26 protein-coding genes and 1 pseudogene are annotated in these 25,192 nt (G+C 52.7%); 5 read left to right on the top strand and 22 right to left on the bottom strand.

All coding sequences use genetic code 11. From position 1 onward, the window contains the following. Window positions 1-3: 3 nt before the first annotated feature. From emrA to ACE15A_RS18125, 11 genes are all read right to left on the bottom strand, one after another. On the bottom strand, window positions 4-1,161 hold the full coding sequence (gene emrA / locus ACE15A_RS18175; RefSeq protein ID WP_129382486.1) for a multidrug efflux MFS transporter periplasmic adaptor subunit EmrA: 1,158 nt from the start codon (window positions 1,159-1,161) through the stop codon (window positions 4-6). A 126-nt stretch (window positions 1,162-1,287) separates the two neighbouring features. After that, complete coding sequence (gene mprA, locus ACE15A_RS18170) at window positions 1,288-1,818, bottom strand: transcriptional repressor MprA (protein ID WP_000378431.1); 531 nt, start codon at window positions 1,816-1,818, stop codon at window positions 1,288-1,290. Window positions 1,819-2,314: 496 nt separating this feature from the next. Further along, window positions 2,315-3,499 carry an MFS transporter gene (locus tag ACE15A_RS18165; RefSeq protein ID WP_023248994.1) on the bottom strand — a complete coding sequence of 395 codons (1,185 nt, stop codon included), beginning with the start codon at window positions 3,497-3,499 and terminating at the stop codon, window positions 2,315-2,317. 164 nt (window positions 3,500-3,663) lie between these two features. Next, complete coding sequence (gene proX / locus ACE15A_RS18160) at window positions 3,664-4,659, bottom strand: glycine betaine/L-proline ABC transporter substrate-binding protein ProX (protein WP_023248995.1); 996 nt, start codon at window positions 4,657-4,659, stop codon at window positions 3,664-3,666. 69 nt (window positions 4,660-4,728) lie between these two features. Continuing rightward, window positions 4,729-5,793 carry a glycine betaine/L-proline ABC transporter permease ProW gene (proW, locus tag ACE15A_RS18155; protein ID WP_023248996.1) on the bottom strand — a complete coding sequence of 355 codons (1,065 nt, stop codon included), beginning with the start codon at window positions 5,791-5,793 and terminating at the stop codon, window positions 4,729-4,731. Next, a complete protein-coding gene (gene proV, locus ACE15A_RS18150; protein ID WP_053509022.1) occupies window positions 5,786-6,988 on the bottom strand; it encodes a glycine betaine/L-proline ABC transporter ATP-binding protein ProV in 1,203 nt (400 codons plus the stop codon). The genes proW and proV overlap by 8 nt, the downstream gene beginning before the upstream one ends. Window positions 6,989-7,342: 354 nt before the next feature. Beyond that, window positions 7,343-8,302: a class 1b ribonucleoside-diphosphate reductase subunit beta gene (gene nrdF / locus ACE15A_RS18145; protein ID WP_053509020.1), complete on the bottom strand. Its 960-nt coding sequence runs from the start codon at window positions 8,300-8,302 to the stop codon at window positions 7,343-7,345. Between the two features lie 10 nt (window positions 8,303-8,312). Next, window positions 8,313-10,457, bottom strand: a complete 2,145-nt coding sequence (nrdE, locus tag ACE15A_RS18140; RefSeq protein WP_053509018.1) for a class 1b ribonucleoside-diphosphate reductase subunit alpha — start codon at window positions 10,455-10,457, stop codon at window positions 8,313-8,315. Continuing rightward, on the bottom strand, window positions 10,430-10,840 hold the full coding sequence (gene nrdI / locus ACE15A_RS18135; RefSeq protein ID WP_053509016.1) for a class Ib ribonucleoside-diphosphate reductase assembly flavoprotein NrdI: 411 nt from the start codon (window positions 10,838-10,840) through the stop codon (window positions 10,430-10,432). Before nrdI ends, nrdE begins: the two co-directional genes overlap by 28 nt. Beyond that, a complete protein-coding gene (nrdH, locus tag ACE15A_RS18130; protein WP_023249001.1) occupies window positions 10,837-11,082 on the bottom strand; it encodes a glutaredoxin-like protein NrdH in 246 nt (81 codons plus the stop codon). The genes nrdI and nrdH overlap by 4 nt, the downstream gene beginning before the upstream one ends. A 271-nt stretch (window positions 11,083-11,353) precedes the next feature. Then, on the bottom strand, window positions 11,354-11,785 hold the full coding sequence (locus ACE15A_RS18125; RefSeq protein ID WP_053509013.1) for a carboxymuconolactone decarboxylase family protein: 432 nt from the start codon (window positions 11,783-11,785) through the stop codon (window positions 11,354-11,356). An 88-nt stretch (window positions 11,786-11,873) separates the two neighbouring features. On the opposite strand from ACE15A_RS18125, the gene ACE15A_RS18120 reads away from it, so the two are divergent. Further along, complete coding sequence (locus ACE15A_RS18120) at window positions 11,874-13,208, top strand: PLP-dependent aminotransferase family protein (protein ID WP_064055742.1); 1,335 nt, start codon at window positions 11,874-11,876, stop codon at window positions 13,206-13,208. Window positions 13,209-13,291: 83 nt separating this feature from the next. Here the strand turns inward: ACE15A_RS18120 and ACE15A_RS18115 are convergent, their stop codons facing one another. Further along, window positions 13,292-13,618 carry a DUF883 domain-containing protein gene (locus ACE15A_RS18115; protein ID WP_001650455.1) on the bottom strand — a complete coding sequence of 109 codons (327 nt, stop codon included), beginning with the start codon at window positions 13,616-13,618 and terminating at the stop codon, window positions 13,292-13,294. 162 nt (window positions 13,619-13,780) lie between these two features. Between ACE15A_RS18115 and ACE15A_RS18110 the strand changes: the two genes are divergently transcribed. After that, the gene (locus ACE15A_RS18110) at window positions 13,781-14,131 is read left to right on the top strand and encodes a DUF2002 family protein (RefSeq protein ID WP_023249004.1); all 351 of its coding nucleotides are present in this window, start codon (window positions 13,781-13,783) and stop codon (window positions 14,129-14,131) included. A 34-nt stretch (window positions 14,132-14,165) separates the two neighbouring features. Here the strand turns inward: ACE15A_RS18110 and alaE are convergent, their stop codons facing one another. After that, window positions 14,166-14,615: an L-alanine exporter AlaE gene (gene alaE / locus ACE15A_RS18105; protein WP_053509009.1), complete on the bottom strand. Its 450-nt coding sequence runs from the start codon at window positions 14,613-14,615 to the stop codon at window positions 14,166-14,168. Window positions 14,616-15,311: 696 nt separating this feature from the next. On the opposite strand from alaE, the gene stpA reads away from it, so the two are divergent. After that, window positions 15,312-15,713, top strand: a complete 402-nt coding sequence (gene stpA / locus ACE15A_RS18100) for a DNA-binding protein StpA (RefSeq protein ID WP_023249006.1) — start codon at window positions 15,312-15,314, stop codon at window positions 15,711-15,713. Window positions 15,714-15,815: 102 nt separating this feature from the next. Here the strand turns inward: stpA and ACE15A_RS18095 are convergent, their stop codons facing one another. From ACE15A_RS18095 to ACE15A_RS18085, 3 genes are all read right to left on the bottom strand, one after another. Continuing rightward, on the bottom strand, window positions 15,816-15,995 hold the full coding sequence (locus ACE15A_RS18095; protein WP_023249007.1) for a hypothetical protein: 180 nt from the start codon (window positions 15,993-15,995) through the stop codon (window positions 15,816-15,818). Between the two features lie 132 nt (window positions 15,996-16,127). Continuing rightward, entirely contained in the window at window positions 16,128-16,655 is a 528-nt protein-coding gene (locus ACE15A_RS18090; protein WP_023249008.1) for a rhodanese family protein, read from the bottom strand. Between the two features lie 9 nt (window positions 16,656-16,664). Next, a complete protein-coding gene (locus tag ACE15A_RS18085; protein WP_023249009.1) occupies window positions 16,665-16,964 on the bottom strand; it encodes a helix-turn-helix transcriptional regulator in 300 nt (99 codons plus the stop codon). A gap of 182 nt (window positions 16,965-17,146) precedes the next feature. Between ACE15A_RS18085 and ACE15A_RS18080 the strand changes: the two genes are divergently transcribed. After that, window positions 17,147-17,305: a YqaE/Pmp3 family membrane protein gene (locus tag ACE15A_RS18080; RefSeq protein WP_000508175.1), complete on the top strand. Its 159-nt coding sequence runs from the start codon at window positions 17,147-17,149 to the stop codon at window positions 17,303-17,305. A 99-nt stretch (window positions 17,306-17,404) separates the two neighbouring features. Beyond that, window positions 17,405-17,854, top strand: a complete 450-nt coding sequence (lysM, locus tag ACE15A_RS18075) for a peptidoglycan-binding protein LysM (RefSeq protein WP_053509007.1) — start codon at window positions 17,405-17,407, stop codon at window positions 17,852-17,854. A gap of 6 nt (window positions 17,855-17,860) precedes the next feature. Here the strand turns inward: lysM and csiR are convergent, their stop codons facing one another. The 6 genes and pseudogenes from csiR to glaH all read right to left on the bottom strand — a co-directional run bounded on the left by csiR (window position 17,861) and on the right by glaH (window position 25,174). Further along, entirely contained in the window at window positions 17,861-18,553 is a 693-nt protein-coding gene (csiR, locus tag ACE15A_RS18070; protein WP_023249011.1) for a DNA-binding transcriptional regulator CsiR, read from the bottom strand. Between the two features lie 43 nt (window positions 18,554-18,596). Then, window positions 18,597-19,997 (bottom strand): GABA permease, encoded by a 1,401-nt coding sequence (gene gabP, locus ACE15A_RS18065; RefSeq protein ID WP_053509006.1) that lies wholly within the window; start codon window positions 19,995-19,997, stop codon window positions 18,597-18,599. Between the two features lie 129 nt (window positions 19,998-20,126). After that, the gene (gene gabT, locus ACE15A_RS18060) at window positions 20,127-21,410 is read right to left on the bottom strand and encodes a 4-aminobutyrate--2-oxoglutarate transaminase (RefSeq protein WP_023184538.1); all 1,284 of its coding nucleotides are present in this window, start codon (window positions 21,408-21,410) and stop codon (window positions 20,127-20,129) included. A gap of 14 nt (window positions 21,411-21,424) precedes the next feature. Then, window positions 21,425-22,873 carry an NADP-dependent succinate-semialdehyde dehydrogenase gene (gene gabD, locus ACE15A_RS18055; RefSeq protein WP_023249013.1) on the bottom strand — a complete coding sequence of 483 codons (1,449 nt, stop codon included), beginning with the start codon at window positions 22,871-22,873 and terminating at the stop codon, window positions 21,425-21,427. A gap of 21 nt (window positions 22,874-22,894) precedes the next feature. Further along, window positions 22,895-24,171 (bottom strand): annotated as a pseudogene (lhgO, locus tag ACE15A_RS18050) (L-2-hydroxyglutarate oxidase). A gap of 25 nt (window positions 24,172-24,196) precedes the next feature. Further along, the gene (gene glaH, locus ACE15A_RS18045) at window positions 24,197-25,174 is read right to left on the bottom strand and encodes a glutarate dioxygenase GlaH (protein WP_053509001.1); all 978 of its coding nucleotides are present in this window, start codon (window positions 25,172-25,174) and stop codon (window positions 24,197-24,199) included. Window positions 25,175-25,192: the final 18 nt, after the last annotated feature.

Below are 25,192 nucleotides of genomic sequence, written 5' to 3'. Positions count from 1 at the left end.
GGATTAACCCGCGTTAGCCTGCACGATGTCGTCGATCAGTTTATTGACCGGCGCGAGATTAATTTCGCGTGCGTTACTTTCGGCAACCGGCGTCGTTCGAACCTGACCGTCGCGGTTAGCAGTGTCCACAGTTACCAGCGTCGATAAACCAATACGCAGCGGATGTTGTTCTAACTGGCGGGCGTCCAGTTCGACGCGTACCGGCAGACGTTGAACCACTTTAATCCAGTTACCCGTCGCATTTTGTGCTGGCAGCAGGGAGAAGGCGCTGCCTGTCCCCATATCCAGACCGACGACTTTACCGGTGTATTTTACGTCGTCGCCATAAATATCGGTAATAATCGTAACTGGCTGCCCAATGCGCATATTCGCTAATTGGGTCTCTTTAAAGTTAGCGTCCACCCACAGATCGGTTGCAGGCACGACGGCCATCAGCGGCGTGGTGGGGCTGATCTGCGCGCCTGGCTGGACGGCGCGGCGGGAGACGTAACCGGTCATCGGACTGACGATGCGGGTACGCTCCAGCGCCAGCCAGGCGTTACGCACTTCGGTCGCCGCTTGTTGAACCGCAGGCTGATCTTCCAGTTTACTGTTGAGTATCATTGCCTGATTGGCATTGTACTGTTGAATGGCGACATCCAGTTGTGCCTGTGCGCTGGCGACGGCATCGCGGGCGTGTTGCAGCTCTTCACGGCCAATAAGGTTGGCATTACCCAGCGGCACACGGCGGTTAAGGTCGCTTTGCGCTTGCGCCAGGGCGGTTTTTCGCACGTCGATATTCGCCTGCAACTGCTTGCTGTTAATCATCAACTGGTGCGTCTGGCGCACGCTGGAGGCCAGCGCCGTTTTGGATTTTTCAAACGCCTGTTTGGCGTCGGTCTGATCGAGCGTGACCAGAACATCGCCCTCTTTTACAAAGTCGGTGTTATCAGCCCAGACTTTCGTCACGCTGCCTGACACCTGCGCCATGATTTGAACCTGGTTCCCTGCCACGTAAGCATCATCTGTCTCTTCAATATGACGCAATACTAAAAACCAATAAATTCCATATGCCACGGCAATAATAATAAAGAGCAAGGTAAGAAGTAGCAGCGCTGTTTTGCGTTTGCCTTTCTTCTTAGCCGATTGCTGCGGGGGTTGGATCTCCGCATTTGCGCTCATGTTGTTCTCCACGATCTTATTATTCACATCGGCTGAACCGACCTGTTGTCAGAAAGGCCAGCAGTAACGCATGCTGGCCTGTCCGCTTTCCTGTTATTAATCTGGATGTTTGAGCGGGTCGGCGCGTTAGCGCAGCGCCTCAAGAACAGTGCCTTCCTGCTCCATTTGATCAAGACGTGTCAGGAGCTTACGAGTGATGTGCTCAAGTTGATCTTTTTCGGCAGTGCTAAGTGATGACCAGAGTTGATGCAGACAATGATGCTGAGGCGGAAGCACTTCTTGCAAAAATGCCTGACCTTTCTCCGTTAATTGCAGATGCAAGCAACGGCGGTCGTTATCGCTCTCACGACGCTCAATCCAGCCTCGTTTTTCCAGTTCATCTGCAATGCGCGTCGCATTGGTGCGAGATGAACCCAGCGCGCAGCTTAATTCAGACGGCTGAATACTGTGGTTTTCCTGAGACTCCAGCGTAATCAACGCCATAAACAACGTCTCGTTAATCCCTTGAGCCTTCAGCATTTTATTGCGGTTTTCCAGGAGCTTGCCTTGCATGTGCATACAAAGGCGGGTCAAAAGAATTTCCTGATAAGGAAAGTCTTCGTGACGGCTGGCGCGAAATTTTAGCATTTGTTCAATGGGCGTAAACGAACTATCCATTTGGGCATGACCTCATTAATTTCAGCCGATATAGTAACGACAGTGACAAATAAAGTAAATGTATTATTAATACAAAATCATTCTTTCAGGCTATAAAACAGACAATGATACGCAGACTGAGACATCAGCGGGAACATTGGGCCCGGTAAAGCGCCGCCTGTGGCGAATCCAGGAATGATGAGAAAAGCGTGGGCGCCTGCATGAAAAAGTCAGGAGAGAACAAGAAGCGGGAGGGGCGAAAGCCAGGTAAATGGCCTTACAACCCAATGCAAACGCTACCGGAATATCACGGATAGCTATCGGTAAACGACCTTCGAATCCTTGAACAGGCGCTATTGGCCTGGGAGCAGATGGGGATGCAGGGCTTTCCATAGAATTATATTATTCTTCACCGGTATAAAAATAACCATGATAAATGAATAGCATAACCTTAACAGACTGGGGAGCTCCTTAACACCCTAAGGAGCTTAAACAAAGGTAAACGCTCACTATCCGCTTAATTTACGGCTTCCTGTCGGTGAAAACCTCGCCACCAGACCAGTAAATTAAGTAGGGCTACCGTGACACCCGCCAGACAAACGCCGGCCCAGCCGGCATGTTGCCAGGCGGAGGCGGAAATCAGCGACCCCGCGGCGCCACCGATAAAGTAGCTGGTCATATAGCCGGCGGTGAGCCGGTTACGCGCATCTGGATGCAAACGATAGATAACCGTCTGATTGGTGATATGTACCCCCTGAACCGTGAGGTCCAGTATCAGAATGCCAATAATCAGCGCCAGTACTGAGGTGTGCCCAAGCCAGATAGCCAGCCAGGAGAGTAATAGCAGCAGTAAGCCGACCGTGGTGGTGAGGTGCGATTTACCTTTATCGGCAAATCCGCCAGCCGGACGCGCGCCTAAAGCGCCGGCGGCCCCTGCCAGGCCAAACAGGCCTATCATCCCCTCAGAGTAGCTAAACGGCGGCGCGGCGAGTAAAAAGGCCATCGAAGTCCAGAGAATGCTGAAATTAGCAAAGGTCAGACAGCCCAGCAGCGCGCGGGTACGTAGCAGCTTATCGTGAATAAACAGGCTGAATACGGAACCCAACAGTTGCGGGTAGTTAAGATGGGTGTCGGATTTGAGCTTTGGCAGCCCGCGCCACAACGCGACGGCCATCAGTGCCATCAGTGCCGACGCTACCCAAAATACGGTGCGCCAACCGCCGAGGTTTGCCAGCAGTCCGGCGACCGTTCGCGCCAGCAGTATCCCCAGCAACAGGCCGCTCATAATGGTGCCGACCACTTTGCCGCGGGTGTCGGGCGTCGCAAGCGTGGCGGCCAGCGGAACCAGAATCTGCGCTACCACGGAGAACAATCCGGTTAAGGCCGTTCCGAGGATCATCATGCTAAGCGACTGACTACTGGCGGTGATCAGCATTCCGCCTGCCGCCAGCAATGTCATAGAGACAATCAGCATTCGGCGTTCAAACATGTCGCCGAGCGGCACCAGAAACAACAGGCCAGCGGCATAGCCCAACTGCGCGGCGGTAACGATAAACCCTGCGGAGCTGGCGGAAAGCGAAAAGTGATGCGCGATGGTATCAAGCAGCGGCTGGGCGTAGTAGTTGCTGGCGACCGCCAGACCAGTGGCCACAGACATTAAAACGATCAGCGCCGGGCTAAGCCCATGATTGGGTTTCGTCATTATGGTAATCGTGACTCAGGTAATCATTTCTTGGGAAAACAATCATAGCGGATGTTTATGAATAAAGGGGAACGGTGACGTGATGAATTGTGCGGTTTGAGGAGAGATTGAGTAGGCCGGATAGCGGCGCATGAACTGCGCCGCTATCCGGCATAAAAACGATATTATTTCTGCGCGGCCAGCGCTTCTTTCACCCAGCCGTCAAACTGCTGCTGATGGGCGTTGATCCAGCCATCCACGTGTCCCTGAACATCGGCTTCAGACGATTTACCAGCATGCATCATGGCGTTCTGCGCGTTGATATCCGCCAGCGGCAGCTTCATGATGGCGAACAGTTTCGCCGCCGCCGGGTTTTTCTCCGCCCATGTCTTATTGGCGACAATATGCATGGTATTGACGGGGAACCCATAGTTCGCGCCGTTCGGCAGTTTAGTCTCAATATTTTTCTGTTCGCCCGGCAGGGAGGAGAACGGCACCTGTAGCCAGATGACATCTTTACCCGGCTTCATTACGTCGCTCACCCAGTATGGCGTCCAGGTGTAATACAGCACCGGCTTGCCTTCTTTAAAACGGGTAATGGTATCAGCCATCATCGCCGCATAGTTACCGTGGCTGACCTCAACGGTTTTTTCGAGATCAAACGCTTTATTCTGGTGATTGATCACGGCTTCGCAGCCCCAGCCCGGCGAGCAGCCCATCATGTCCGCTTTTCCGTCGCCATTGGTATCGAAGATTTTGGCGATTTTCGGATCTTTTAGCTGAGCGATATTGGTGATGTTGTACTGCTCGGCGGTTTTTTTATCGATCAGATACCCCTGCGCAGCGCCGGAGACGAAGACACCCTCGCGGTAAAACTTTTTGTCTCCGCCTGCCGCGGCATACATATCATCATGCAGCGGCTGCCAGTTTACGGCGGTAAACGTCGCATCGCCAGAGGCGATGGAGGTATAGCCTACGTTGTAATCGACTTCACTTGGTTTATTTACGGTATAGCCCAACTTTTCCAGCGCCCGGCTGACCAGTAACGTCTGGAAGGATTCTTCAGAAATAGTGCTTTGAATAGGTTGGACGGTAATGCCTTTGCCAGGCAGGTCGGCAGCGAAAGCGCTGGCGGTGACAAGGGTGGCAAACGCTGAGGCAAATATCACGGTATGTCGCATCGTTGTTCCTTTAATTATGGTAGGGAGTTGTAAGCCCGGTAAGCGTAGCGTTACCGGGCGACAGGAGAGTTACTTAACGAAAGGGCGGGTGATTAGCCCAACAGGACCAGTGGTATACCAGCGACGGTTGCCGCGGCTACGCGAGTCGCGCCCGACGGCCTGCGTCAGACGGTCCAGAATGATGGCGAGAATCACAATGCCGACGCCGCCGACGGTTGCCAGACCCATATCAAGACGACCAATGCCGCGTAGTACCATCTGGCCAAGTCCGCCGACCGCAATCATCGAGGCGATCACCACCATCGAGAGGGCCAGCATCAGCGTCTGATTGACGCCTGCCATAATGGTGGGCATCGCCAGCGGTAGTTGCACTTTGAACAGCATTTGGCGCGGGCTGGCGCCGAACGAGCGCGACGCTTCAATTAAGTCGGCAGGCACCTGGTTAATGCCCAGGATCGTCAGGCGTACAATCGGCGGTAGAGCAAAAATAATCGTCACCACGACGCCCGGCACGTTACCGATGCCGAATAACATGACAATCGGCACCAGATAGACGAACGCGGGCGTAGTCTGCATCGCATCCAGCAGCGGACGAACTATTTTGGCTGCGCGCGGGCTGCGCGCCAGCCAGATTCCCATCGGTAATCCGATCATGACGCAGAACAACAGGGCGGTCAGCACCAGCGCCAGGGTAATCATCGCCTGCGACCAGGCGCCGATCGCACCGATCGCGATCAGCGATATCAGCGCCGCGATCCCCATGCCCATGCCGGAAACCTGCCAGGCAATCAGCGCGAAGAGAATAATCGCCACAGGGGCGGGCATTCCCAGCAGCAGTTGCTGAAAAGCGTTAAGGATGTAATCCACCGGCACACGAATCCCCTGAAAAAGGGGGCGGAAATGGGTGACGACCCAGTCGATTCCCTCGGTGACCCAGCTATCCAGCGGGATCAGCGTTTTATGGAACGGGTCCAGAAGAGAAAAGTGTTCAGGCGCTGGTGCTGGCCCGTTGTTCAGCCAGTCGGCACTGCCGCCATCCGTGGCTACGCCTGCCGGTGTTCCCCAGGCATCAGCCGTTTGCGCCGTAGTATCCGCCACCTGTGCGGTGTCCCACGGATTCGTTTGATCAGCCATTGTTTCCCCCCTCGCGATCTAAAGCCTGTAGCAACATACGTTTTGAAATAATGCCAACATACTGGTGTTCTTCATCGACAACCGGCACCGCGCAGGGCGCCTGACCGACGTGAGAGAGTAACTCGCTGAGTGGGGTTTGCGCATCAACGACTAAAGGGGCGTCGATAAGCGCAGCTTCAATCCCTTGCGCCTGACTTAATGCCGCTTTTAATGAGTCGATAGACACGACGCCCACGAATTTATTACCACGTTCAATGACGTAACCATATTCACGGTCTTCATCCTGTAATAATTTCAGTGCCGAACGGGGACCAAAACCTGGCGTTTTACGAATTAATCCGACCGGACTGCGACGGGCAATATCTTTGGCGCTAAAGACCTGACTAATATCCACGCCACGGAAGAACGTGCGGACATAATCATTTGCCGGATTATTCAGGATCTCATCCGGCGTACCAACCTGTACGACCTCGCCATTTTGCATAATGGCAATCCTGTCGCCAATACGCATAGCCTCATCAAGATCGTGGGAAATAAAGACAATGGTACGCTGATGTTTCGCCTGTAATTTCACCAGCTCATCCTGCATTTCGGTACGAATTAATGGATCGAGGGCGGAAAATGCTTCATCCATTAATAAGATGTCAGGGTTGATTGCCAGCGCGCGGGCAAGTCCAACACGCTGACGCATCCCACCGGAAAGTTCATCCGGATAGGCATGAGCGTAATTCTCAAGCCCCACCTGACGCAAGGCTTCCAGCGCTTTTTCACGACGCTCTTGCGCCGCGATGCCCGCTAATTCCATACCGAATGCCGTATTATCCAGCACGGTCATATGCGGCATGAGCGCAAATGACTGGAAGACCATCGCAATCTTTTTCCTGCGCACCTCGCGAAGCTCAGCGTCTGATATTTTTGCAATATCAACGCCGTCGATCAATACCTGTCCGCGGGTGGGTTCAATCAGGCGATTGAGAAGGCGTACCATTGTGGATTTACCCGAGCCGGATAATCCCATGATGACAAATATCTCGCCTTCTTCAATGGCCAGACTGGCGTCTTTAACGCCAAGCGATAGCCCCGTTTTTTCCAGTATTTGCTCTTTCGATAGTCCCTTTTCAATATATTTGAAGGCGCGTTGCGGATGCTCTCCAAATATTTTATACAGATTCTTCACTTCTAATTTAATTGCCATGCAATAGAATGATTCCTGTTATTTACTTATGTCGATATGTTACCTGATGGAAATAGTTACCTTTTTCTACCCTAACATACTCAGAATCTGAGACAACCCTGAATTTGCTTCTGGCATGAATATTGCGAGATGCTATTGGCTGTGATTTCCCATGATATAAGGGCTGAGCGCGAATGAGGTGGAGAAGATATTTTTTGTGACAACCATCAAAAATCCACCTGAATTGGGGAAATCCAGGAGAATAATGTCACTCGTATTGAGTGTAGAACATGCTGTAATATTTGCGCGATTTAACTCAACATTGCTTGAAATAATGGCATGGGAAATGTAACGTTATTTCCCATACCCATAAGGTTAAAAATTCCAGTCTTCGTCTTCGGTTTCGACTGCTTTTCCCATCACATAAGATGAACCTGATCCGGAAAAGAAATCGTGGTTTTCGTCGGCATTCGGCGAGAGCGCGGAAAGGATCGCGGGATTCACGTCTGCCATCTCCGGCGGAAATAACGCCTCATAACCCAGGTTCATTAAGGCTTTATTAGCGTTGTAGCACAAGAAGGCTTTGACGTCGTCAACCCAGCCGGTTTCCGCATATAAAACTTCTGTGTAGCGGATTTCGTTATCGTACAGTTCCATCAGCAAATCCAGCGCAAAAAGCTTTAACTCTTCACGCTCGATTGTCGATAGTTTTTGTAGCGCGATCTGATATTTATAGCCAATATAATAACCGTGAACCGCTTCATCGCGAATGATTAAACGAATCAGGTCGGCAGTGTTCGTGAGCTTACCGCGGCTGGAGAAATACATCGGCAGCCAGAAGCCGGAATAGAACAGAAAAGACTCCAGAAAGACGCTGGCAATCTTTTTCTTTAGTGGTTCATCGCTGACGTAATGAGCCAAAATAATCTGCGCCTTACGCTGTAGCGGCGGGTTTTCTTCGCTCCAGGCGTAGGCGGCATCAACATCTTTTGTCTGGCACAGAGTGGAAAAAATAGAACTGTAAGAGCGGGCGTGTACCGCTTCCATAAAGCTGATGTTCGACAGCACTGCCTCTTCATGCGGCGTGATGGCATCCGCCATCAACGACGGCGCGCCTGCGATGTTCTGGATAGTATCGAGCAGCGTGAGGCCAGTAAACACGCGAATGGTGAGCTGCTGTTCGGCGGCGCTCAGCGCCTGCCAGGCCGGAATATCATTCGATAACGGCACTTTTTCCGGCAGCCAGAAATTACTGGTCAGACGGTTCCACACCTCCAGATCTTTGTCGTCCTGGATCGTGTTCCAGTTGATGGCGCTAATACGAGATAATTTCATATTGCTTTCCTTATAGCGCGCAGGATACGCAGCCTTCAATTTCAGTACCTTCCAGCGCCAACTGGCGAAGCCGGATGTAATACAGTGACTTAATACCTTTTCGCCAGGCATAGATCTGCGCTTTGTTTATATCGCGGGTCGTGGCGGTATCGGGGAAAAACAGGGTGAGCGACAGCCCTTGATCGACGTGGCGCGTGGCTTCGGCATAGGTATCAATAATTTTTTCCGGACCGATATCGTAAGCATCCTGATACATATCCAGATTTTCATTGGTCATAAACGGCGCGGGGTAATACACACGCCCGGTTTTGCCCTCTTTGCGAATCTCAATTTTTGCCACAATCGGATGAATGCTGGAGGTCGCATGATTAATGTAAGAAATCGAACCGGTCGGCGGCACCGCCTGCAAATTTTGGTTATAGATGCCATAGCGCATCACATCGTCGCGCAGCTTTATCCACATTTCTCGTGTGGGCAGCGTAATGCCACTGCGGGCAAATAGCGCCCTGACTTTCGCCGTTTTCGGTTGCCAGTCGTCCTGTAAATACTGCGTAAAATAGTCGCCGCTGGCATAGCGCGACTGCGCAAATCCGGCGAAGGTTTTGCCGCGTTCACGGGCCAGCCGCATTGAAGTGTGCACGGCATGCCAGGTAATGGTGTAAAAATAGAAATTGGTGAAATCCAACGCCTCCGGCGAACCGTAGGCAATTCCTTCCCTTGCCAGATAGCCATGCAGATTCATCTGGCCCAGACCGATGGCATGAGAGGCGGCATTACCGGCGGCTATTGAGGGCACGCTGTGTATATGGCTCATGTCTGAGACCGCTGTCAGGCCGCGAATAGCGGTTTCTACGGTACGGCCAATGTCCGGTGAATCCATGACGTGAGCGATATTCAACGAGCCGAGATTGCAGGAGATGTCATGCCCGATGTGGGTATAGTCAAGGTTATCGTCGTAACGGGAAGCGCTATTGACCTGTAAAATTTCCGAGCACAGGTTGCTCATATTAATGCGACCGGCAATCGGATTCGCGCGGTTTACCGTATCTTCAAACATGATGTAGGGATACCCGGATTCGAACTGAATCTCTGCCAGTGTTTGAAAAAAGTCACGGGCGTTAATATAGGTTTTACGCACGTGCGGATCGGCAATTAATTCATCGTACCGTTCGCTAATGGCGATATCGCCAAACGGTTTGCCGTAGCGTCGTTGTACGTCATAGGGCGAAAAGAGCGCCATTTGCGCGTTTTCTTTCGCCAGCCGGAAGGTGATGTCCGGGATCACCACGCCGAGAGAGAGCGTTTTGATCCGGATTTTTTCGTCAGCGTTTTCCCGTTTGGTATCCAGAAAACGCAGAATATCCGGATGGTGCGCATGGAGATAAACCGCGCCGGCCCCCTGGCGCGCGCCGAGCTGGTTGGCATACGAAAACGCGTCTTCCAGCATTTTCATCACCGGGATCACGCCGGACGATTGATTCTCAATGCGTTTGATCGGCGCGCCCGCCTCGCGCAGATTGGAGAGTAAAAATGCGACGCCGCCGCCGCGTTTGGAGAGTTGCAGCGCCGAGTTCACCGCCCGCCCGATCGACTCCATATTGTCTTCGATACGGAGCAGGAAGCAGGAGACCAGTTCCCCACGCTGTTGTTTACCGCAATTTAAAAAAGTCGGGGTGGCGGGCTGGAAGCGACCAGAAAGCATTTCATCGGTCAGTTGGGTGGCCAGCGTTTCGTCACCCTGCGCCAGCGTCAGCGCCACCATTGTCACCCGATCTTCAAAGTGTTCCAGATAACGTTTGCCGTCGAAGGTTTTCAGCGTGTAACTGGTATAGAACTTCCAGGCGCCAAGAAACGTCTGGAAGCGAAAGCCGCTGGCGTGAGCGTGGTCGAACAGGCTGAGGACGAAGGCGCGGTCGTAACGCGCGAGGACCGCGTCATCGTAATAACCTTCCTGAACCAGCGTGTCCAGACGTTCATGCTGGCTGGCAAACGTCACGGAATGTGGGAGGACGTGGGCGGCAAAGAAGGCGTCGACCGCCTGCTGGTCCTTGTCGAACTGAATATGGCCTGCTTTATCATAAAGATTCAGCATCGCGTTCAGGGCGTGGTAATCCATTGTTTCCTGCATTACGCGCTCCGGGGTTGTTGTTGCCAAAATTCATTTACTCCTTTTCGGACGTTATCGATGTCGCGTTGTGTGCCCATGAGCTCAAAGCGGTACAGCCAGGGTACGCCGCATTTTTGTGCTATCACATCGCCAGCACATCCCCAGGCATCGCCGAAATTGCGATTACCGGAGGCGATGACGCCGCGAATGCGCGCCCGGTTGTGTTCATCATTTAAAAAGCGGATCACCTGTCGCGGCACCGCACCGGCCATCCCGCCGCCGCCGTATGACGGCACAACCAGAATGTACGGCTCGTCTACCCGAATTCGCTCCCGTTCATTGAGTGGAATACGCGTGGCGGGCAGCCCCAGACGCTGCATAAAGCGGTGCGTATTTTCAGAGCTGCTGGAGAAGTAGACGAGCGCGCTCATGCGCTTGCCGCGTGAGGCGTTGTATGCAGACGGTTAATCATGTCCGGGCGGAAGCCAGACCAGCTCAAATCGCCCGCCATCACCACCGGTAATTGACGAAACCCTTGCGCCCGGAGCGTATCCGCTGCATCCGGCACCAGGTCGACGTTCACCATCTCAAATTCAAATCCACGGCTTTCCATCGCCCGTTTCGTGGCGTGGCACTGAACACAGTTATTGCGAGTGTAAATAGTAATGCTCATGATTCGTATTTCCGTTTATAATGAGAAAACGGCGCGATGAAACGCGTCGGGTTGTCGTGTGCTGATACAGTCAATACTAGATGTAGTTGAATTAAGATTCAACCATACAAGATATGGGAATTTCCGATTAATTTTAACGTCGCTGATGAACACAGCGGGGTAGGGATGGCATGGCTAATTTTTGCCGGATGGCGGCGTGAACGCCCGATCCGGCCTACAGGTTCACGCATAACAGAGCCGGATAGCATCAGCGCCATTCAGCAAAAATGCGTCACATGCGCATACCGATCGCCAGACGGTTAAAGCAGTTCATCAAACCGATGGCGAAGGTCAGATCGCTGATTTCACGCGCGCTAAAGTGAGCGAGCAGCGGCAGATAAACATTATCTTCAGCGTGGGTTTCAGCAATGTGCGTCACCGATTCCGCCCAGGCTAACGCCGTACACTCTTGCTCGCTGAAATGGTGACTTACCCGCCAGCCTGCCAGCGCATCCAGTTTAGCTTGATTCACGCCAGCCTTACGCAGGGTCTTACTGTGCATCTCCAGACAAAATGCACAACCATTAATTTGCGAAATGCGCAGGTAAATCAGCTCCATCAGGGTAGGGTCAAGCGTGCTCTTTTCCAGCGCGTTTTTCGCCTGCACCAGAGCGCTGTAAACCTCCGGGCTCAGTTCATAATAGGGTTGGCGTAACGTCGTCATCATGTTTCTCCTCGTGTTGATGACGAGCACTGTAGCACTATAATGGTCTGTAAAAGAGAGCCATATTTTTACAGAAAAAGCAGACCATATGCCGCGCTATCAGCACATCGCTCGTCAGTTAAAAACGGCCATTGAGCAAGGAGAACTCGCGCCCGGAACGCGCTTGCCTTCCAGTAGGACGTGGGCGCAGGAACTGGGCGTTTCTCGCGCCACGGTGGAAAATGCCTATGGCGAGCTGGTGGCGCAGGGCTGGCTGGAGCGACGTGGCCAGGCAGGCACGTTTGTGAGCAACGCTCTACGGTTTGAGACGGCGCCGCCGATACCCGCTGTTTTTGCCGGAGAAAGTCCGGAGCCGAAACCCTTTCAGATGGGGTTACCGGCGCTGGATCTCTTTCCGCGCGAGAAGTGGGCGCGAGTAATGGGGCGTCGGTTGCGCACGCAGACGCGCTTCGATCTGGCATTAGGCGACGTCTGCGGCGAGGCGATTTTGCGCCAGGCGATAGTCGATTACCTGCGGGTTTCGCGTAGCATTGAATGTCTGCCGGAGCAGGTATTTATTACCTCCGGTTATGCGGATTCTATGCGGCTAATCCTGCGTACATTGTCTGTGCCGGGAGACAACATGTGGGTGGAAGATCCCGGCTTTCCGTTAATTCGCCCGGTGATAACTCAGGAGGGGGTTACGCTGGCGCCGATTCCGGTCGATGCCGATGGGCTGAATGTCGCGGCGGGGATGCGGGATTGCCCGCAAGGGCGCTTTGTATTGGTGACGCCCGCCCATCAAAGTCCGTTGGGTGTAGCGCTGTCGTTAACTCGCCGACGGCAACTTCTGGCATGGGCGGCGAATGTGCAGGCCTGGATTATTGAAGATGACTACGACAGCGAATTTCGTTATCACGGTAAACCGCTTCCGCCGCTCAAGAGTCTGGATGCCCCGCAGCGCGTGATTTACGCCGGAACGTTCAGTAAGTCGCTCTTTCCGGCATTACGTACCGCCTGGCTGGTGGTGCCGATAAAGCAGATTGAGCATTTCCGGCAACAGGTGTCGCTGATGCCCTGCAGCGTACCTTTGTTATGGCAGCACACGCTGGCTGATTTTATCCATGATGGCCATTTCTGGCGACATCTGAAAAAGATGCGTCAACATTATGCTCAGCGACGGTTATGGATAGAGGAGGCGTTGGCAGAACAGGGATTTGTTGTGACTTTACAGAAAGGCGGCATTCAATTGGTTATTGAGGTTGAAGGTGATGATAAAGCGCAGGTAGCGAAGGCGAATCAGGCGGAACTGGCGGTACAGGCGCTAAGCCGCTGGCGAGTGATTTCGGCAGGAAAGGGGGGCATTTTACTGTCGTTTACTAATATTACTTCCGCTGCCATGGCGAAACAGGTCGCATGGCAGCTTCGACAGGCGATACAGTAACTGTTTCGCCGAATGGCACGACTCTGGCCTGCGGCAATGATGCAGGCCAAATAAAGTATGTCGCCATCCGGCAGCGCACGCCGTTAGCGACGCAGGCTGAGCAGCGCCCCGATAAAAATACCTACCGCTGCGGCGGTTCCTACGCTACACCAGGGTTTTTCACGCACAAACGTATCCGCGCACCCCATTGCATCACAAGCGGCTTGTTTTACGCGAGTACGGCCATGCATCCGCGCTCGGGTCTCTTTCAGCAGCGCCTGTGCTTTACGTCGCGCAGCCTCGGCTTCGTCTTTCGCATCGCTTCCCCAGGATTTAAGGACATCTTCCAGACTGTCGGCTAATCGATTGACATCATTCTGAATATCCTGAACACCATCATCGACGTCGTTTCGGTTCGGTTTGTTAAGCATATGATCCTCCATTGATTTCGATGTAGCTTTCAGTGTAGTTCATATTTTTACCTGCTGAGGCTCGTTACGGCGATATCATTGCGTTTCTGGACTTTTCTGAAAGCGCTGATAACGGTCTATCGGGTAAGGTAAGCCCGCAGTAAAAGAGAATGAGGATAAAATATGTATTTACGACCTGACGAGGTGGCGCGTGTACTGGAAAAGGCAGGGTTTACCGTCGATGTGGTGACGAATAAGACGTATGGTTATCGACGCGGCGAGAATTATGTTTATGTTAACCGCGAGGCGCGTATGGGGCGTACCGCGTTGATCATTCACCCCAGATTAAAAGACCGAAGCTCATCACTGGCTGACCCGGCTTCGGATATTAAAACCTGCGATCACTACCAAAATTTTCCGCTCTATTTAGGCGGCGAGACCCACGAACATTACGGTATTCCCCACGGCTTTAGCTCACGAATAGCGTTAGAACGTTATCTGAATGGGCTATTTGGCGACGAAAAAACCAACTAAAAGCGCGACTGGCAACGCCAGTCGCGACGCTAACTTACGCCTTAGCCTGATGATAGCTGCTCACTTTAAACAGGCGACGACAATAATCCAGGAAGTAGCCATAAACCGCGCCCATTAACATTGAAACGACAATGTTTGAACTCACGGCGGCTATTATCTGGTGCCAGCCGGCGCCGACGGTCAGCAAAATGATAATATAAACGGGTGATTGAAAGGTGACATAAGCCAATATATCTGCCAGGCTTTTTGCCCATCCCGCCGGGCTTGCCTTACGCGCGACGCGCATAATCAGATCGCGATAAACGCCGTATGGCCATGCAATCAAAATGTTGACAGGTATCGCCACCAGCCTGGAAGAAAGCGACTGCTCAAAGCTCATTCCGGAGAGGAATATCTCGATCAACATGTTCACAACAGAACAGTAAACAACCATCGCAAACGTGTCTGCTACGGCATGACGCAAGCGTGACTGTGGAGAGAACATGTCAATGCTCCTTGTAACGTATCAATCAGAATGAGGTTATGGTTTGTAGTGAAATCACGAAGCACTTTTGCTTTTGCATAGAGTATGTTCCTGGATAGTAACTATCAACTAGTGTAAAGTTTTTATTTATGGGCTTTTTGTCGATAAAATACTCTGTGATTGTTTGTTTTTTGCTCGCAACGGGATTTTCGTTGTTGGTGATAACTAATTCTTTTTAAATCAATATATTATAATGCACTGTTTTTCTGGCGATTTTCAGCAGCATTCTGAATGTTGTCAGATGCCATGTACTCTCGGCTAACGGAACGTTCTCGTCATTTTCCAGCATAATTAAGGTTGTTGTCGGGTGTTTTTTAGCATAAAGCTCTGACGACCAGATTTGAATGATTAGTCTGTTATTGTGATGAAATATTCATTTTACATGAAGTCGGCCACAGTGGGGGCTGCCGCTGTTACTGAGATGTGCAATACGCTATAAACAGCCGAACGGGAAACCTACAGATATACTGCAGACAGGATAACCTGAAATACGTGGAGGGAATGAATATAGCCGTCAAGTTAACGGATTAATATAATTAATCGATTCCCTCTGGGTATATCTGTATGAACTTCAGGCTCTGGAAATATAATTCATAATGGCATACAATACTGCCTGTAATAGTTTTTTGTTTTCTGCGTTAAAAGGTTTTTATTGATATGAATCTGATGTTACAGAACTTAAATAATATCCGTACGCTGCGTGCTATGGCTCGCGAATTCTCCATTGACGTCCTTGAAGAAATGCTCGAAAAATTCAGGGCTGTCACTAAAGAAAGACGCGAAGAAGAGGAATTGCAGCAACGCCAGCTTGCGGAGAAGCAAGAGAAAATTAATACCTTTCTGGAGCTGATGAAAGCAGACGGTATTAACCCGGAAGAGTTATTTGCGATGGATTCAGCGATGCCGCGTTCAGCTAAGAAGCGCCAGCCGCGTCCGGCAAAATATCGTTTTACCGATTTCAATGGCGAAGAAAAAACCTGGACCGGACAAGGTCGTACGCCTAAACCGATTGCCCAGGCGCTGGCTGCGGGGAAATCCCTGGATGATTTCTTAATTTAAGCACGGATTGTATTTAACAAATGGCGCTTCGTTTCCGATCTCTATTAACGGTAACTCCGGCATGACCATCAGGAAACGTTGCGCCATTATCATTTTGATAAATCAGCACAGGCCAAAATCATCTTCTTCAGAATAAAGGGTGACGTCCACCGCTTTGAGCGTCAATTTTTCGCCCTGCTCATTGCGGGCCTGTACGGCAACAATTTGATCCTCATTCACTTCAATGACTTTCAGTTTCGGCCCTCCCATTCGGGGCTGTACTATATCACCGGGAGCGAACATACATCCTCCTGTTGAATGATGTTATAAACACGGATTCACTCTATTATAAACTGACTAGAACACAGTTAAACGAAAGCCATAAGCTCGGATTCAGTCTACTATAAACTTACCAATGTGCGGTGAATGTACCGCTTAATGAGTACGGGTATTCCAGGGCATTTTTTCCAGTAGTCGCGCCATTCCGCAGAAGCCTGTCATGCCTGCCAGCATTAACCCGGCGCCGACAAAACCGCTAATGAGGAAAAAGCCGCCGTGGATCGTATAGCCCAGAATCACCCCAAGTAACGTCAACCCGCCGGCGGCGATTTGCACCTGACGCATCAGCGGCAGCGGTTGCGATTTGTCTTCTGTGACGGGCAATCCTGCCGCTTTCCATCCGTCGATGCCGCCTTCCAGTAAACTGACCTGAGCAGGGGCGGCAATGGCCTGTAGTTTTGCCGCATTGCTGCTGGTTCGCTTACCTGACTGACAGTGAAAAATAATCTGTTCCGCTCGCAGGTTGGCGGGCAAAGCGCCTTGTTCAAGCCGGGAGAGCGGCGCCAGTTGTGCGTGTGGAATATGCTCGCGCAGATATTCGTCGGCGTCGCGCACATCAATCAGTTTCGCGCCTTGCGCTATCAGCGCTTGCGCCTCACGGGGGGAAACTATCCCAATGGACATCGTGCCTCCTTATGGACAATAGAGATTCTTTAACGTGGCGATAAGCGTATTAACCGCCTCATTTTTAATGAAATAGTAAATGCGCTGGGCATCGCGTTGACTATCAATCAGTCCTTCTTCCCGCATCCGCGCCAGATGTTGCGACGTCGCGGAGGGGCTTAGCCCGGTAATGCGCACCAGTTCGCCTGCACTGGTTTTGGGCGAACCACAAAGCATACATAAAATCAGTAATCTTTTTGGGTGGCTCATCGCTTTGAGCAGGGTCGCCGCCTGTTCTGCGCTGGCCTGAAGTTGTTCAAGCTCTGTCATCGTTATTTAAGCATTTTCTAAATTTAGTTAATTCTAAAATAAACGTCAACCTAATGCCAGCGTAAAGAGCGTAAAGGAGGGTAAAAGCGCGATGCGCGACTGGCAGGCTCAGGTAAACTGACTATGCTTAGAGATAAAATCTCTTTTTAAACAATGACTAATTTTGCTTGTATGGAGTGTATATGGGGTTCTGGAGAATTGTATTTACGATTATTTTGCCTCCGCTCGGCGTGCTTTTAGGAAAAGGGTTCGGTTGGGCATTTATCCTTAATATCCTGCTGACATTACTCGGATATATTCCGGGACTTATCCACGCATTTTGGGTTCAGATGCGTCATTAATTATCGGCCACCGGCGGCGCGTAAGCGCCGCTTATCAGGATAACCTCATTCCCTCTGCTACACTTTTCTCTGTGTATATTTTTGACAAGCGAGGTGAATATGGGTCTCTTCAATTTTGTAAAAGATGCAGGTGAAAAACTCTGGGACGCGGTAACCGCGAATCATGATAAGGACGAACAGGCGAAAAAAGTCCAGGAACATTTAAATAAAACGGGGATACCCGACGCTGACAAAGTGAATGTGCAAATTGCCGATGGAAAAGCGACAGTCACGGGTGATGGGTTGAGTCAGGAGGCAAAAGAAAAAATTCTGGTTGCTGTGGGGAATATCGCCGGGATTAGCAGCGTTGACGATCAGGTTAAAACCACAACGTCCTCGGCTGAAAGTCAGTTTTATACCGTAAAATCAGGCGACACCCTGAGCGCTATTTCAAAGCAAGTGTATGGTAACGCCAATCTGTATAATAAAATCTTCGAGGCAAATAAACCGATGCTGAAAAGCCCGGAAAAAATATACCCGGGACAAGTGTTGCGTATTCCTGAAGAATAATGGCTATCAGGTCACTCCTGGCAGCATTTTTCCTGTCATCGCCTGGCGAATAATGGGAATCGGCGTCAGCAAATGCTGACGCATTAATTCGCTGGCGCGTGACGCCTCGCGCGCCAGTATCGCTTCTGTTAGCGTGTGATGCTGGATATGTTTATCTTCCAGCATCTCGACAGACAGGACGGTTTCACGTAACCAAATAAAGCGGTAGCGGGCCGCCAGGTCGAATAATCGTTCGCGCATCTGTAGCAGATAGTGGGAGCCGCACCCGGCGACAATCGCGGAATGAAACGCCTGGTGGCGCTGATCCCATTCATCGAGCATATGCTCACTGGCATCGCTGGCTTCCAGTTTGCTGAGCATATGCGCTCGCGCCAGGATCTCCGCCTCCCACGCATCATCGCCGCGTTCAATCGCCAGGCGCACCAGCATCGCTTCCATATTGGCGCGCGCGTCAAAAATATCGAGGAGTTCCGCCTCTGACATGGAGGCCACGCGATAGCCTTTTTGATTCACCACGGTGACCAGCCGTTCCGCTACCAGTTGTGACAGCGCCTCGCGCAGCGGCCCTACGCCGAGCGCATAGCGGGAGGTTAATAAACTCATCCGCAGTTTTTCATCCGGCTGATAAGTGCCACGAATAATGTCATTTTTCAGCCAGCGATATCCATCTATGGCCGTCGGTTGGGAAAGGGCGGTCATCTTTTACTCCTGAGAAGCTTCCCGGCTGACGCCGGGAATAACGCTAACGTAGGGTTTGCAAGGGGGCTTTTTGCCACCTTATCAGTTTTTTCCAGCGAGACATAATGGGCACGGTACATATAATTCCCAGCCCTAACAGCCCCGTCGAAATGACTTCTAATTGTTGTGCCGGTCGAAATAGCATCACCACCAGGACAAAGCAGATAAAGCCGATAACCAGCCAGGTGAGCCACGGATAGAGCCACATTTTCAGCTTAATTTCTCCGCCCTGCGCCAGCAGAATTTTACGCATCCGTAATTGCGAAATCGCAATCACCAGATAGACCAGCAGCGCGATGGCACCGGAACTGTAGATGAGAAATTTAAACACTTTTGCCGGGGCGTAATAATTGACGATAACGGTTAAAAACGCCGCGCCGGTAGAGAGGAGAACCGCCACCCAGGGCGTTTTGCTACGGTTAGTTTTTCCCATTATCGCAGGCGCATCGCCGCGGCGGCTAAGGGAATAGAGCATCCGGGACGCGGTATATAATGCGGAGTTCAGACAACTGGTCACCGACAACAAAATCACGCAGTCCATAATGAATTTTGCGTGTGGAATATGAAACAGCTCCAGTACCGAGCGGTATGAGCCTACGCTTTTCAGGCCTGGCATATTCCACGGGATCAGCGCCACCACCACAAAAATGGAACACAGGTAAAAGATGGAAATTCGCCAGATAACAGAATTGGTGGCGCGTACGATATGTTTATCCGGCGTATCGGATTCTGCGGCAGCAATAGTGACAATCTCCGCACCCATAAAAGAGAACATGGTGATCAACATGGCGCTTAACACCGCGCCGAAGCCGTTAGGCATAAAACCGCCGTGATCCCACAGCCGGGAGATACCGCTTACCTCAGCATACGGATAAAAACCGCTAATCGCCGCCGCGCCCAGCGCGATAAACGCCAGAATGGCAATCACTTTACACAGCGCCAGCCAGAATTCGAATTCGCCGTAATTTTTGACGCTCAATAAATTACTTCCGGTTAAGGCAAGCGTAATCACTAATGAAAATAGCCAGACCGGAATACCCGGTATCCATGAATTCAGAATAATGGCGGCAATATTGGCCTCCAGCGGAATAACCAGCACCCAAAACCACCAGTATAACCAGCCGATGGTATACCCGGCCCAGGGGCCGATCGCTTTATCCGCATAGGTGGAAAAAGAACCGGTATCCGGCGTGGCGACGGCCATTTCAGCCAGCATTCGCATAATCATGACGACCAAAAGTCCCGCGAACAGATAGGCCAGCAGTACCGCAGGCCCGGCTTCCGCAATCGCCACGCTGGAACCGACAAACAGGCTGGCGCCGATGACGCCGGCGATCGATAACATGGTGACGTGGCGTGATTTCAGCCCGCCCCCTAATGCATGTGATTCTGACAATTGCCCCATCCTAAAACCTCTTTATTGTTATTGCGCTCGTTTACCGGATGGCGCCTCGCTTATTCGGCCTACAATCGGAACGGTTTTTGTAGGCCGGATAAGACAGTTACGTCGCCATCCGACGCTGCTTATTGGACATTACGCTTGTTTCGCCTCATCAAAGCACTGGGCGATAATCTCCAGACCTTGCCGAATCTGCGAGGCGTCAATGGTGAGTGGAACGAGGATGCGCAAGATGTTGTAGTAAGGACCGCAGGAGAGCAAAATTAACCCTTTATCGCGGGCGCGGGCTACAATGTCGGCGGTCAGAGTCGCGTTCGGTTTGCCGGGGTCGCCATTTTCGAACAACTCAATGGCGATCATGGCGCCCAGTCCGCGAACGTCGCCAATCTCACGGTGCGTTTCCGCTATCTCCATCAGGCCATCGCGTAGCGTTTTGCCAAGCGTATTCGCCTTTTGCAGCAGATTTTCCTGCTCGAAAATGTCCAGTACCGCCAGCGCGGCGGCGCAGGCAATCGGGTTTCCGGCATAGGTGCCGCCCAGACCGCCCGGCGCGATGGCGTCCATCACGTCTGCCCGACCGGTGACGCCTGCCAGCGGAAAGCCGCCGGCGATCGATTTCGCAAAAGTGGTAATATCTGCCGCAACGCCCATCTGTTCCATGGCGAACAGAGTACCGGTCCGGCCCGCGCCGCTTTGTACTTCATCGGCGATCAGCATAATGCCGTGTTGGTCGCATAGCGCGCGCAGTCGCTGCATAAACGCGGGAGAGGCGGCGTAAAATCCGCCTTCGCCCTGTACCGGCTCAATAATAATGGCGGCGATATCTTCCGGCGCGGCATCATTTTTAAAGATGCGTTCAATGCTGGCGATCGCGTCGTCGTCGCTGATGTTGTGCAGCGGGCAAGGATAAAGCGCGCGGTAGACATGGCCTGGCATCAATCCCATGCCAGCGGAGTATGGGTGTACTTTCCCGGTCAGAGAGAGCGTGTAGTGGGTACGACCGTGGTAAGCGCCGCTAAAAGCGATAGCGCCGCTGCGTTTAGTCGCCGCGCGGGCGATTTTCACCGCGTTTTCAACCGCTTCGGAACCGGTCGTGACCAACAACGTTTTTTTGGCGAAATCGCCCGGTACTTTCTGGTTCATGCGTTCGCACAACGCCAGGTATGGCTCATAGGCCAGCACCTGAAAGCAGGTATGCGACAATTTCTTCAATTGCGCTTCGACCGCTGAAACAATGCCCGGATGTAAATGACCGGTGTTCAGGACGGCAATGCCGCCCGCGAAATCGAGATACTCACGGCCTTCGACATCCCAGACCCGACAATTTTCCGCCCGCTCGGCGAAAATCGGGTGAATCTGACCCACGCCGCGGGGAACGGCGTTATGACGGCGCTGCATTAAAGCTTTATTGGTATTCATTAGCGACTCTCCTGTTAAAGGCCGATGCACATATATTTGATTTCTAAATAATCTTCGATGCCGTATTTGGAACCTTCACGGCCTAATCCGGAGGCCTTAATGCCGCCGAAAGGCGCGACTTCGTTGGAGATAATGCCGGTATTAATACCGATGATGCCGTATTCCAGCGCTTCGCCGACGCGGAAAACGCGGCTTAAATCGCGTGCATAAAAATAGGCTGCCAGGCCGAATTCGGTATCGTTAGCCTGCTTGATGACGTCTGCCTCGTCGCTGAAGCGGAACAGAGGCGCGAGCGGCCCGAACGTCTCTTCTTTGGCGACTTTCGCGTTATCAGGGACATCCGCCAGAATGGTCGGTTGAAAGAAGTTGCCGCCTAATTTGTGCGCTTCACCGCCCGTAATGACGCGGGCGCCTTTTTCCAGCGCGTCGGCGATATGCTCCTGGACTTTCGCCACGGCTTTTTCATCAATCAGCGGCCCGATAGCGACGTCGGCTTGCAGGCCGTCGCCGACCGCGAGTTTACTCACCGCCTGGTTGAGTTTTTCCGCAAAACGATCGTAAACGCCGTCCTGAACATACAATCTATTGGCGCAGACACAGGTCTGCCCGGCGTTGCGAAACTTCGAAGCCAGCGCGCCTTCGACGGCTTTATCCAGATCGGCATCGTCAAAGACGATAAACGGCGCATTGCCGCCCAACTCCAGCGATACTTTTTTAATGTCTTTGGCGCATTGTTCCATCAGTTGGCGGCCAATCTCCGTTGAGCCGGTAAACGACAGTTTGCGTACCAGCGGATTGCTGGTCAGCTCGCCGCCGATATCGCCTGCCGAACCGGTAACGACGTTAAATACGCCTGCGGGAAGTCCGGCGCGCTGGGCCAGTTCCGCCAGCGCCAGCGCGGAAAACGGCGTCTGGCTGGCGGGTTTGAGTACCATCGTGCAGCCTGCGGCCAGCGCGGGGCCGGCTTTACGGGTGATCATCGCCGAGGGAAAGTTCCACGGGGTAATCGCGGCGGTGACGCCGATGGGCTGTTTAATCACGATCAGCCGCTTATCGGCCTGATGACCTGGAATAGTGTCACCATAGATACGCTTACCCTCTTCGGCGAACCATTCAATAAACGAGGCGGCGTAGCTGATTTCGCCTTTCGCTTCCGCCAGCGGTTTGCCCTGCTCCAGCGTCATCAGACGTGCCAGATCGTCCTGATGTTCCATCATCAGATTGAACCAGCGACGCAGGATATTGGCTCGCTCTTTGGCGGTGAGCGCGCACCAGGCGGGCAGGGCGCGATTGGCGGCGTCGATGGCGTCGCGGGTCTCTTCCGCTCCCATTTTGGGCACATTGCCGAGCGGTTTCCCGTTGGCGGGGTTGCTCACGGGGATGACATCGCCGCCGCGCGCGTCGCGCCAGTCGCCATCGATAAATGCCTGCTGGCGGAACAGGGTAGAGTCGTTAAGTTGCATAATTGCTTCCTGTCTGAAGGGTTAACGGGTAAATGCGGCGTGTAATGCGTCCACGCTGCGTGCCGCACGCAGCGTACGTCCGGGGTTGCTCTGGCTTTCGCGTAGCGCCTGAACTTTGCTGACGATATGCGCGCCGATAGGTATCGCCGATGTTGCCGCCGGGGAGGGGGCATTACAGGTATGAATGGAACGCGGCGTCGCGACAAACAGAAAATCATCAATCAGTTTGCCATCCGGCGAAACCGCCTGCGCCCGCACGCCCGCACGCCCGCCGGCCAGGGCTGGAGATCGTTGACGGTCAGGCTGGGGCAGTACTTTTGTACCCGCCGCAAATAGCCGCTTTTGCACAGCGAGTTTTTCATCTCGCCCAGTCCGGAAAGCAGATGATTTTGCAGTACGCGGCGAATGCCGGCGGAGCGGAAAATCTCCAGGGTGTCGGTGAAGGAAACGTCTCGCTTACGGTAGCCTTCGCGTTTAAGCGCCAGCACCGCATTCGGCCCGACCGTGACGCTGCCGTCGATCATGCGGGTAAGATGGACGCCGAGAAACGGCATTGCCGGATCGGGGATCGGGTAGATCAAATGGTTAACGATCCGGTTGTGTTGCGGCGCCAGACGAAAATATTCGCCGCGGAAAGGGCAGATAATAAAACCGGGCTCCACGCCCAGCATTTTGACCAGCCGATCCGCCATCAGTCCCGCACAGCCGATAAGCGTAGCGGTTTCGATTTCCCGACCTTGCGAGGTGCGAATAACAACGCCGGCGTCATGTTCTGTTAGCGCGCTCACCTCGGCATGGTAGATAATCTCGCCGCCTTTGGCCTGAAAGCGGTTCCCCATGGCCGTCGCGACATCGCGATAGCTAACAATCCCGCTGGAAGGGACAAAAATCCCGCCCAGACCAATGATATTGGGTTCGCGTTCACGCAACTCCGCCGCGCTTAACCACTCGCGCTCCAGACCGTTGGCCGCTGTCCGCTCCCATAGCGCGCGCATCCGCGCCATCTCCAGCTCCGAGGTGGCGACCAACATTTTGCCGCAGGTGTCGTAGCGGATGTTGTTTTGATCGCAAAAGGTTTTGGTCGCCTGATTGCCCGCCAGACAAAATTGCGCTTTGAGACTGCCGGGCGTGTAGTACACCCCGGCATGGATCACACCGCTGTTATGCCCCGTCTGGTGGCAGGCCGGCGCGGACTCTTTTTCCAGCAACGCGATGCGCGCATCCGGGTATACATCAATAAGTTGCATGGCGGTCGACATGCCGATAATGCCGCCGCCGATAATCACAAAATCATACATCCGCGTAATTCCTTCGCCGTGGCGCTTATTGGTGAGTTTGATAATGGCTGGCGGCGTAGGCGAAGTAACCGCGCTGGCGCATCAGCTCTCGGCGCAAGTCAGGATGCGGCGTAAAACGATCGCGTCCATGCAGCCAGAACAGATTGTTAATCAGCAGGAATTTGCCGACCGGTACCGGCACTGAGAGGATGTTTTGACTGGTTTCCAGCGCGTCTGAAAGCTCGCTGAGCCAGACGCCTTCTTCAAAGTCTTTTGGCTGGACAAACTGGTCGATATAACGCATGACCGGGCGGCCTTGCTGGTCGACATCAAACACCGGATGCCAGGCGTCATGGCTAACATTCTTGCTTGGCGGTGCCGCCCAGCGCATGGTGCGACGCGCCAGCGGATGGGTAAAAAACGATTCAAGATGTTCCCAGTCATCAAGGTGCAGCAGCAGCGAGTTACCGCCTTCCATATTTTGTTCGTCGATTTTCATCATCAGCACGTAGTCGGTCACTTCCTCAACATAGGTACCGTCATTGTGCAGTTCCATTACGCGGTGGGGCTGGCGCAGATAACTGTCTGAATTATCAACATTTTTTACTACGAAACGCGCGTAGTACTGGCCGCTCATCGCATCGTAGTTAGAGCGACCAATAAGATGCGCCACCGCCGTCGCCAGTTTGACCATCTCTTCTGCCTGTGCGACATCATCGATCCCTTCGGCACTGATCAACAGCGCGCCTTCCGTACGGTTAAGTAGCGTTTTGATCAACAGCGGTTGTAGCTGATTGCCGCACAGATCGTCGAGGATCTTGCCGATTTTAAAACGTAAGAAGGATTTGTATTCCAGCGCCTGCAACGGCCACTGTGCAACTTGATGGAGAAATTGCGTCGTGGTATCCGCCGTAAACGTTAACGCCAGCAGGCGCGGCGACTGCGCCGAGGGGGCAAGGGTGAAACCAGTATGGCGTTGGGCTAAATCATCTGTGTTCGCTTTTACGGCAGTCAGTGCATTCATCAGAATCATTCCTCTCGG

The organism is Salmonella sp. HY31, from assembly GCF_042604575.1.
GTDB lineage: Bacteria > Pseudomonadota > Gammaproteobacteria > Enterobacterales > Enterobacteriaceae > Salmonella > Salmonella diarizonae.
Note: the sequence above shows the minus strand (reverse complement) of the source record. Positions and strands in the feature narration are given on the sequence as shown.

Bases quoted from the DNA above. Each gene is read 5' to 3' on its own strand.
- emrA (WP_129382486.1), bottom strand. From the start codon at position 1,161: ATGAGCGCAAATGCGGAGATCCAACCCCCGCAGCAATCGGCTAAGAAG.
- mprA (WP_000378431.1), bottom strand. From the start codon at position 1,818: ATGGATAGTTCGTTTACGCCCATTGAACAAATGCTAAAATTTCGCGCC.
- ACE15A_RS18165 (WP_023248994.1), bottom strand. From the start codon at position 3,499: ATGACGAAACCCAATCATGGGCTTAGCCCGGCGCTGATCGTTTTAATG.
- proX (WP_023248995.1), bottom strand. From the start codon at position 4,659: ATGCGACATACCGTGATATTTGCCTCAGCGTTTGCCACCCTTGTCACC.
- proW (WP_023248996.1), bottom strand. From the start codon at position 5,793: ATGGCTGATCAAACGAATCCGTGGGACACCGCACAGGTGGCGGATACT.
- proV (WP_053509022.1), bottom strand. From the start codon at position 6,988: ATGGCAATTAAATTAGAAGTGAAGAATCTGTATAAAATATTTGGAGAG.
- nrdF (WP_053509020.1), bottom strand. From the start codon at position 8,302: ATGAAATTATCTCGTATTAGCGCCATCAACTGGAACACGATCCAGGAC.
- nrdI (WP_053509016.1), bottom strand. From the start codon at position 10,840: ATGAGCGCGCTCGTCTACTTCTCCAGCAGCTCTGAAAATACGCACCGC.
- nrdH (WP_023249001.1), bottom strand. From the start codon at position 11,082: ATGAGCATTACTATTTACACTCGCAATAACTGTGTTCAGTGCCACGCC.
- ACE15A_RS18125 (WP_053509013.1), bottom strand. From the start codon at position 11,785: ATGACGACGTTACGCCAACCCTATTATGAACTGAGCCCGGAGGTTTAC.
- ACE15A_RS18120 (WP_064055742.1), top strand. From the start codon at position 11,874: ATGCCGCGCTATCAGCACATCGCTCGTCAGTTAAAAACGGCCATTGAG.
- ACE15A_RS18115 (WP_001650455.1), bottom strand. From the start codon at position 13,618: ATGCTTAACAAACCGAACCGAAACGACGTCGATGATGGTGTTCAGGAT.
- ACE15A_RS18110 (WP_023249004.1), top strand. From the start codon at position 13,781: ATGTATTTACGACCTGACGAGGTGGCGCGTGTACTGGAAAAGGCAGGG.
- alaE (WP_053509009.1), bottom strand. From the start codon at position 14,615: ATGTTCTCTCCACAGTCACGCTTGCGTCATGCCGTAGCAGACACGTTT.
- stpA (WP_023249006.1), top strand. From the start codon at position 15,312: ATGAATCTGATGTTACAGAACTTAAATAATATCCGTACGCTGCGTGCT.
- ACE15A_RS18095 (WP_023249007.1), bottom strand. From the start codon at position 15,995: ATGTTCGCTCCCGGTGATATAGTACAGCCCCGAATGGGAGGGCCGAAA.
- ACE15A_RS18090 (WP_023249008.1), bottom strand. From the start codon at position 16,655: ATGTCCATTGGGATAGTTTCCCCCCGTGAGGCGCAAGCGCTGATAGCG.
- ACE15A_RS18085 (WP_023249009.1), bottom strand. From the start codon at position 16,964: ATGACAGAGCTTGAACAACTTCAGGCCAGCGCAGAACAGGCGGCGACC.
- ACE15A_RS18080 (WP_000508175.1), top strand. From the start codon at position 17,147: ATGGGGTTCTGGAGAATTGTATTTACGATTATTTTGCCTCCGCTCGGC.
- lysM (WP_053509007.1), top strand. From the start codon at position 17,405: ATGGGTCTCTTCAATTTTGTAAAAGATGCAGGTGAAAAACTCTGGGAC.
- csiR (WP_023249011.1), bottom strand. From the start codon at position 18,553: ATGACCGCCCTTTCCCAACCGACGGCCATAGATGGATATCGCTGGCTG.
- gabP (WP_053509006.1), bottom strand. From the start codon at position 19,997: ATGGGGCAATTGTCAGAATCACATGCATTAGGGGGCGGGCTGAAATCA.
- gabT (WP_023184538.1), bottom strand. From the start codon at position 21,410: ATGAATACCAATAAAGCTTTAATGCAGCGCCGTCATAACGCCGTTCCC.
- gabD (WP_023249013.1), bottom strand. From the start codon at position 22,873: ATGCAACTTAACGACTCTACCCTGTTCCGCCAGCAGGCATTTATCGAT.
- glaH (WP_053509001.1), bottom strand. From the start codon at position 25,174: ATGAATGCACTGACTGCCGTAAAAGCGAACACAGATGATTTAGCCCAA.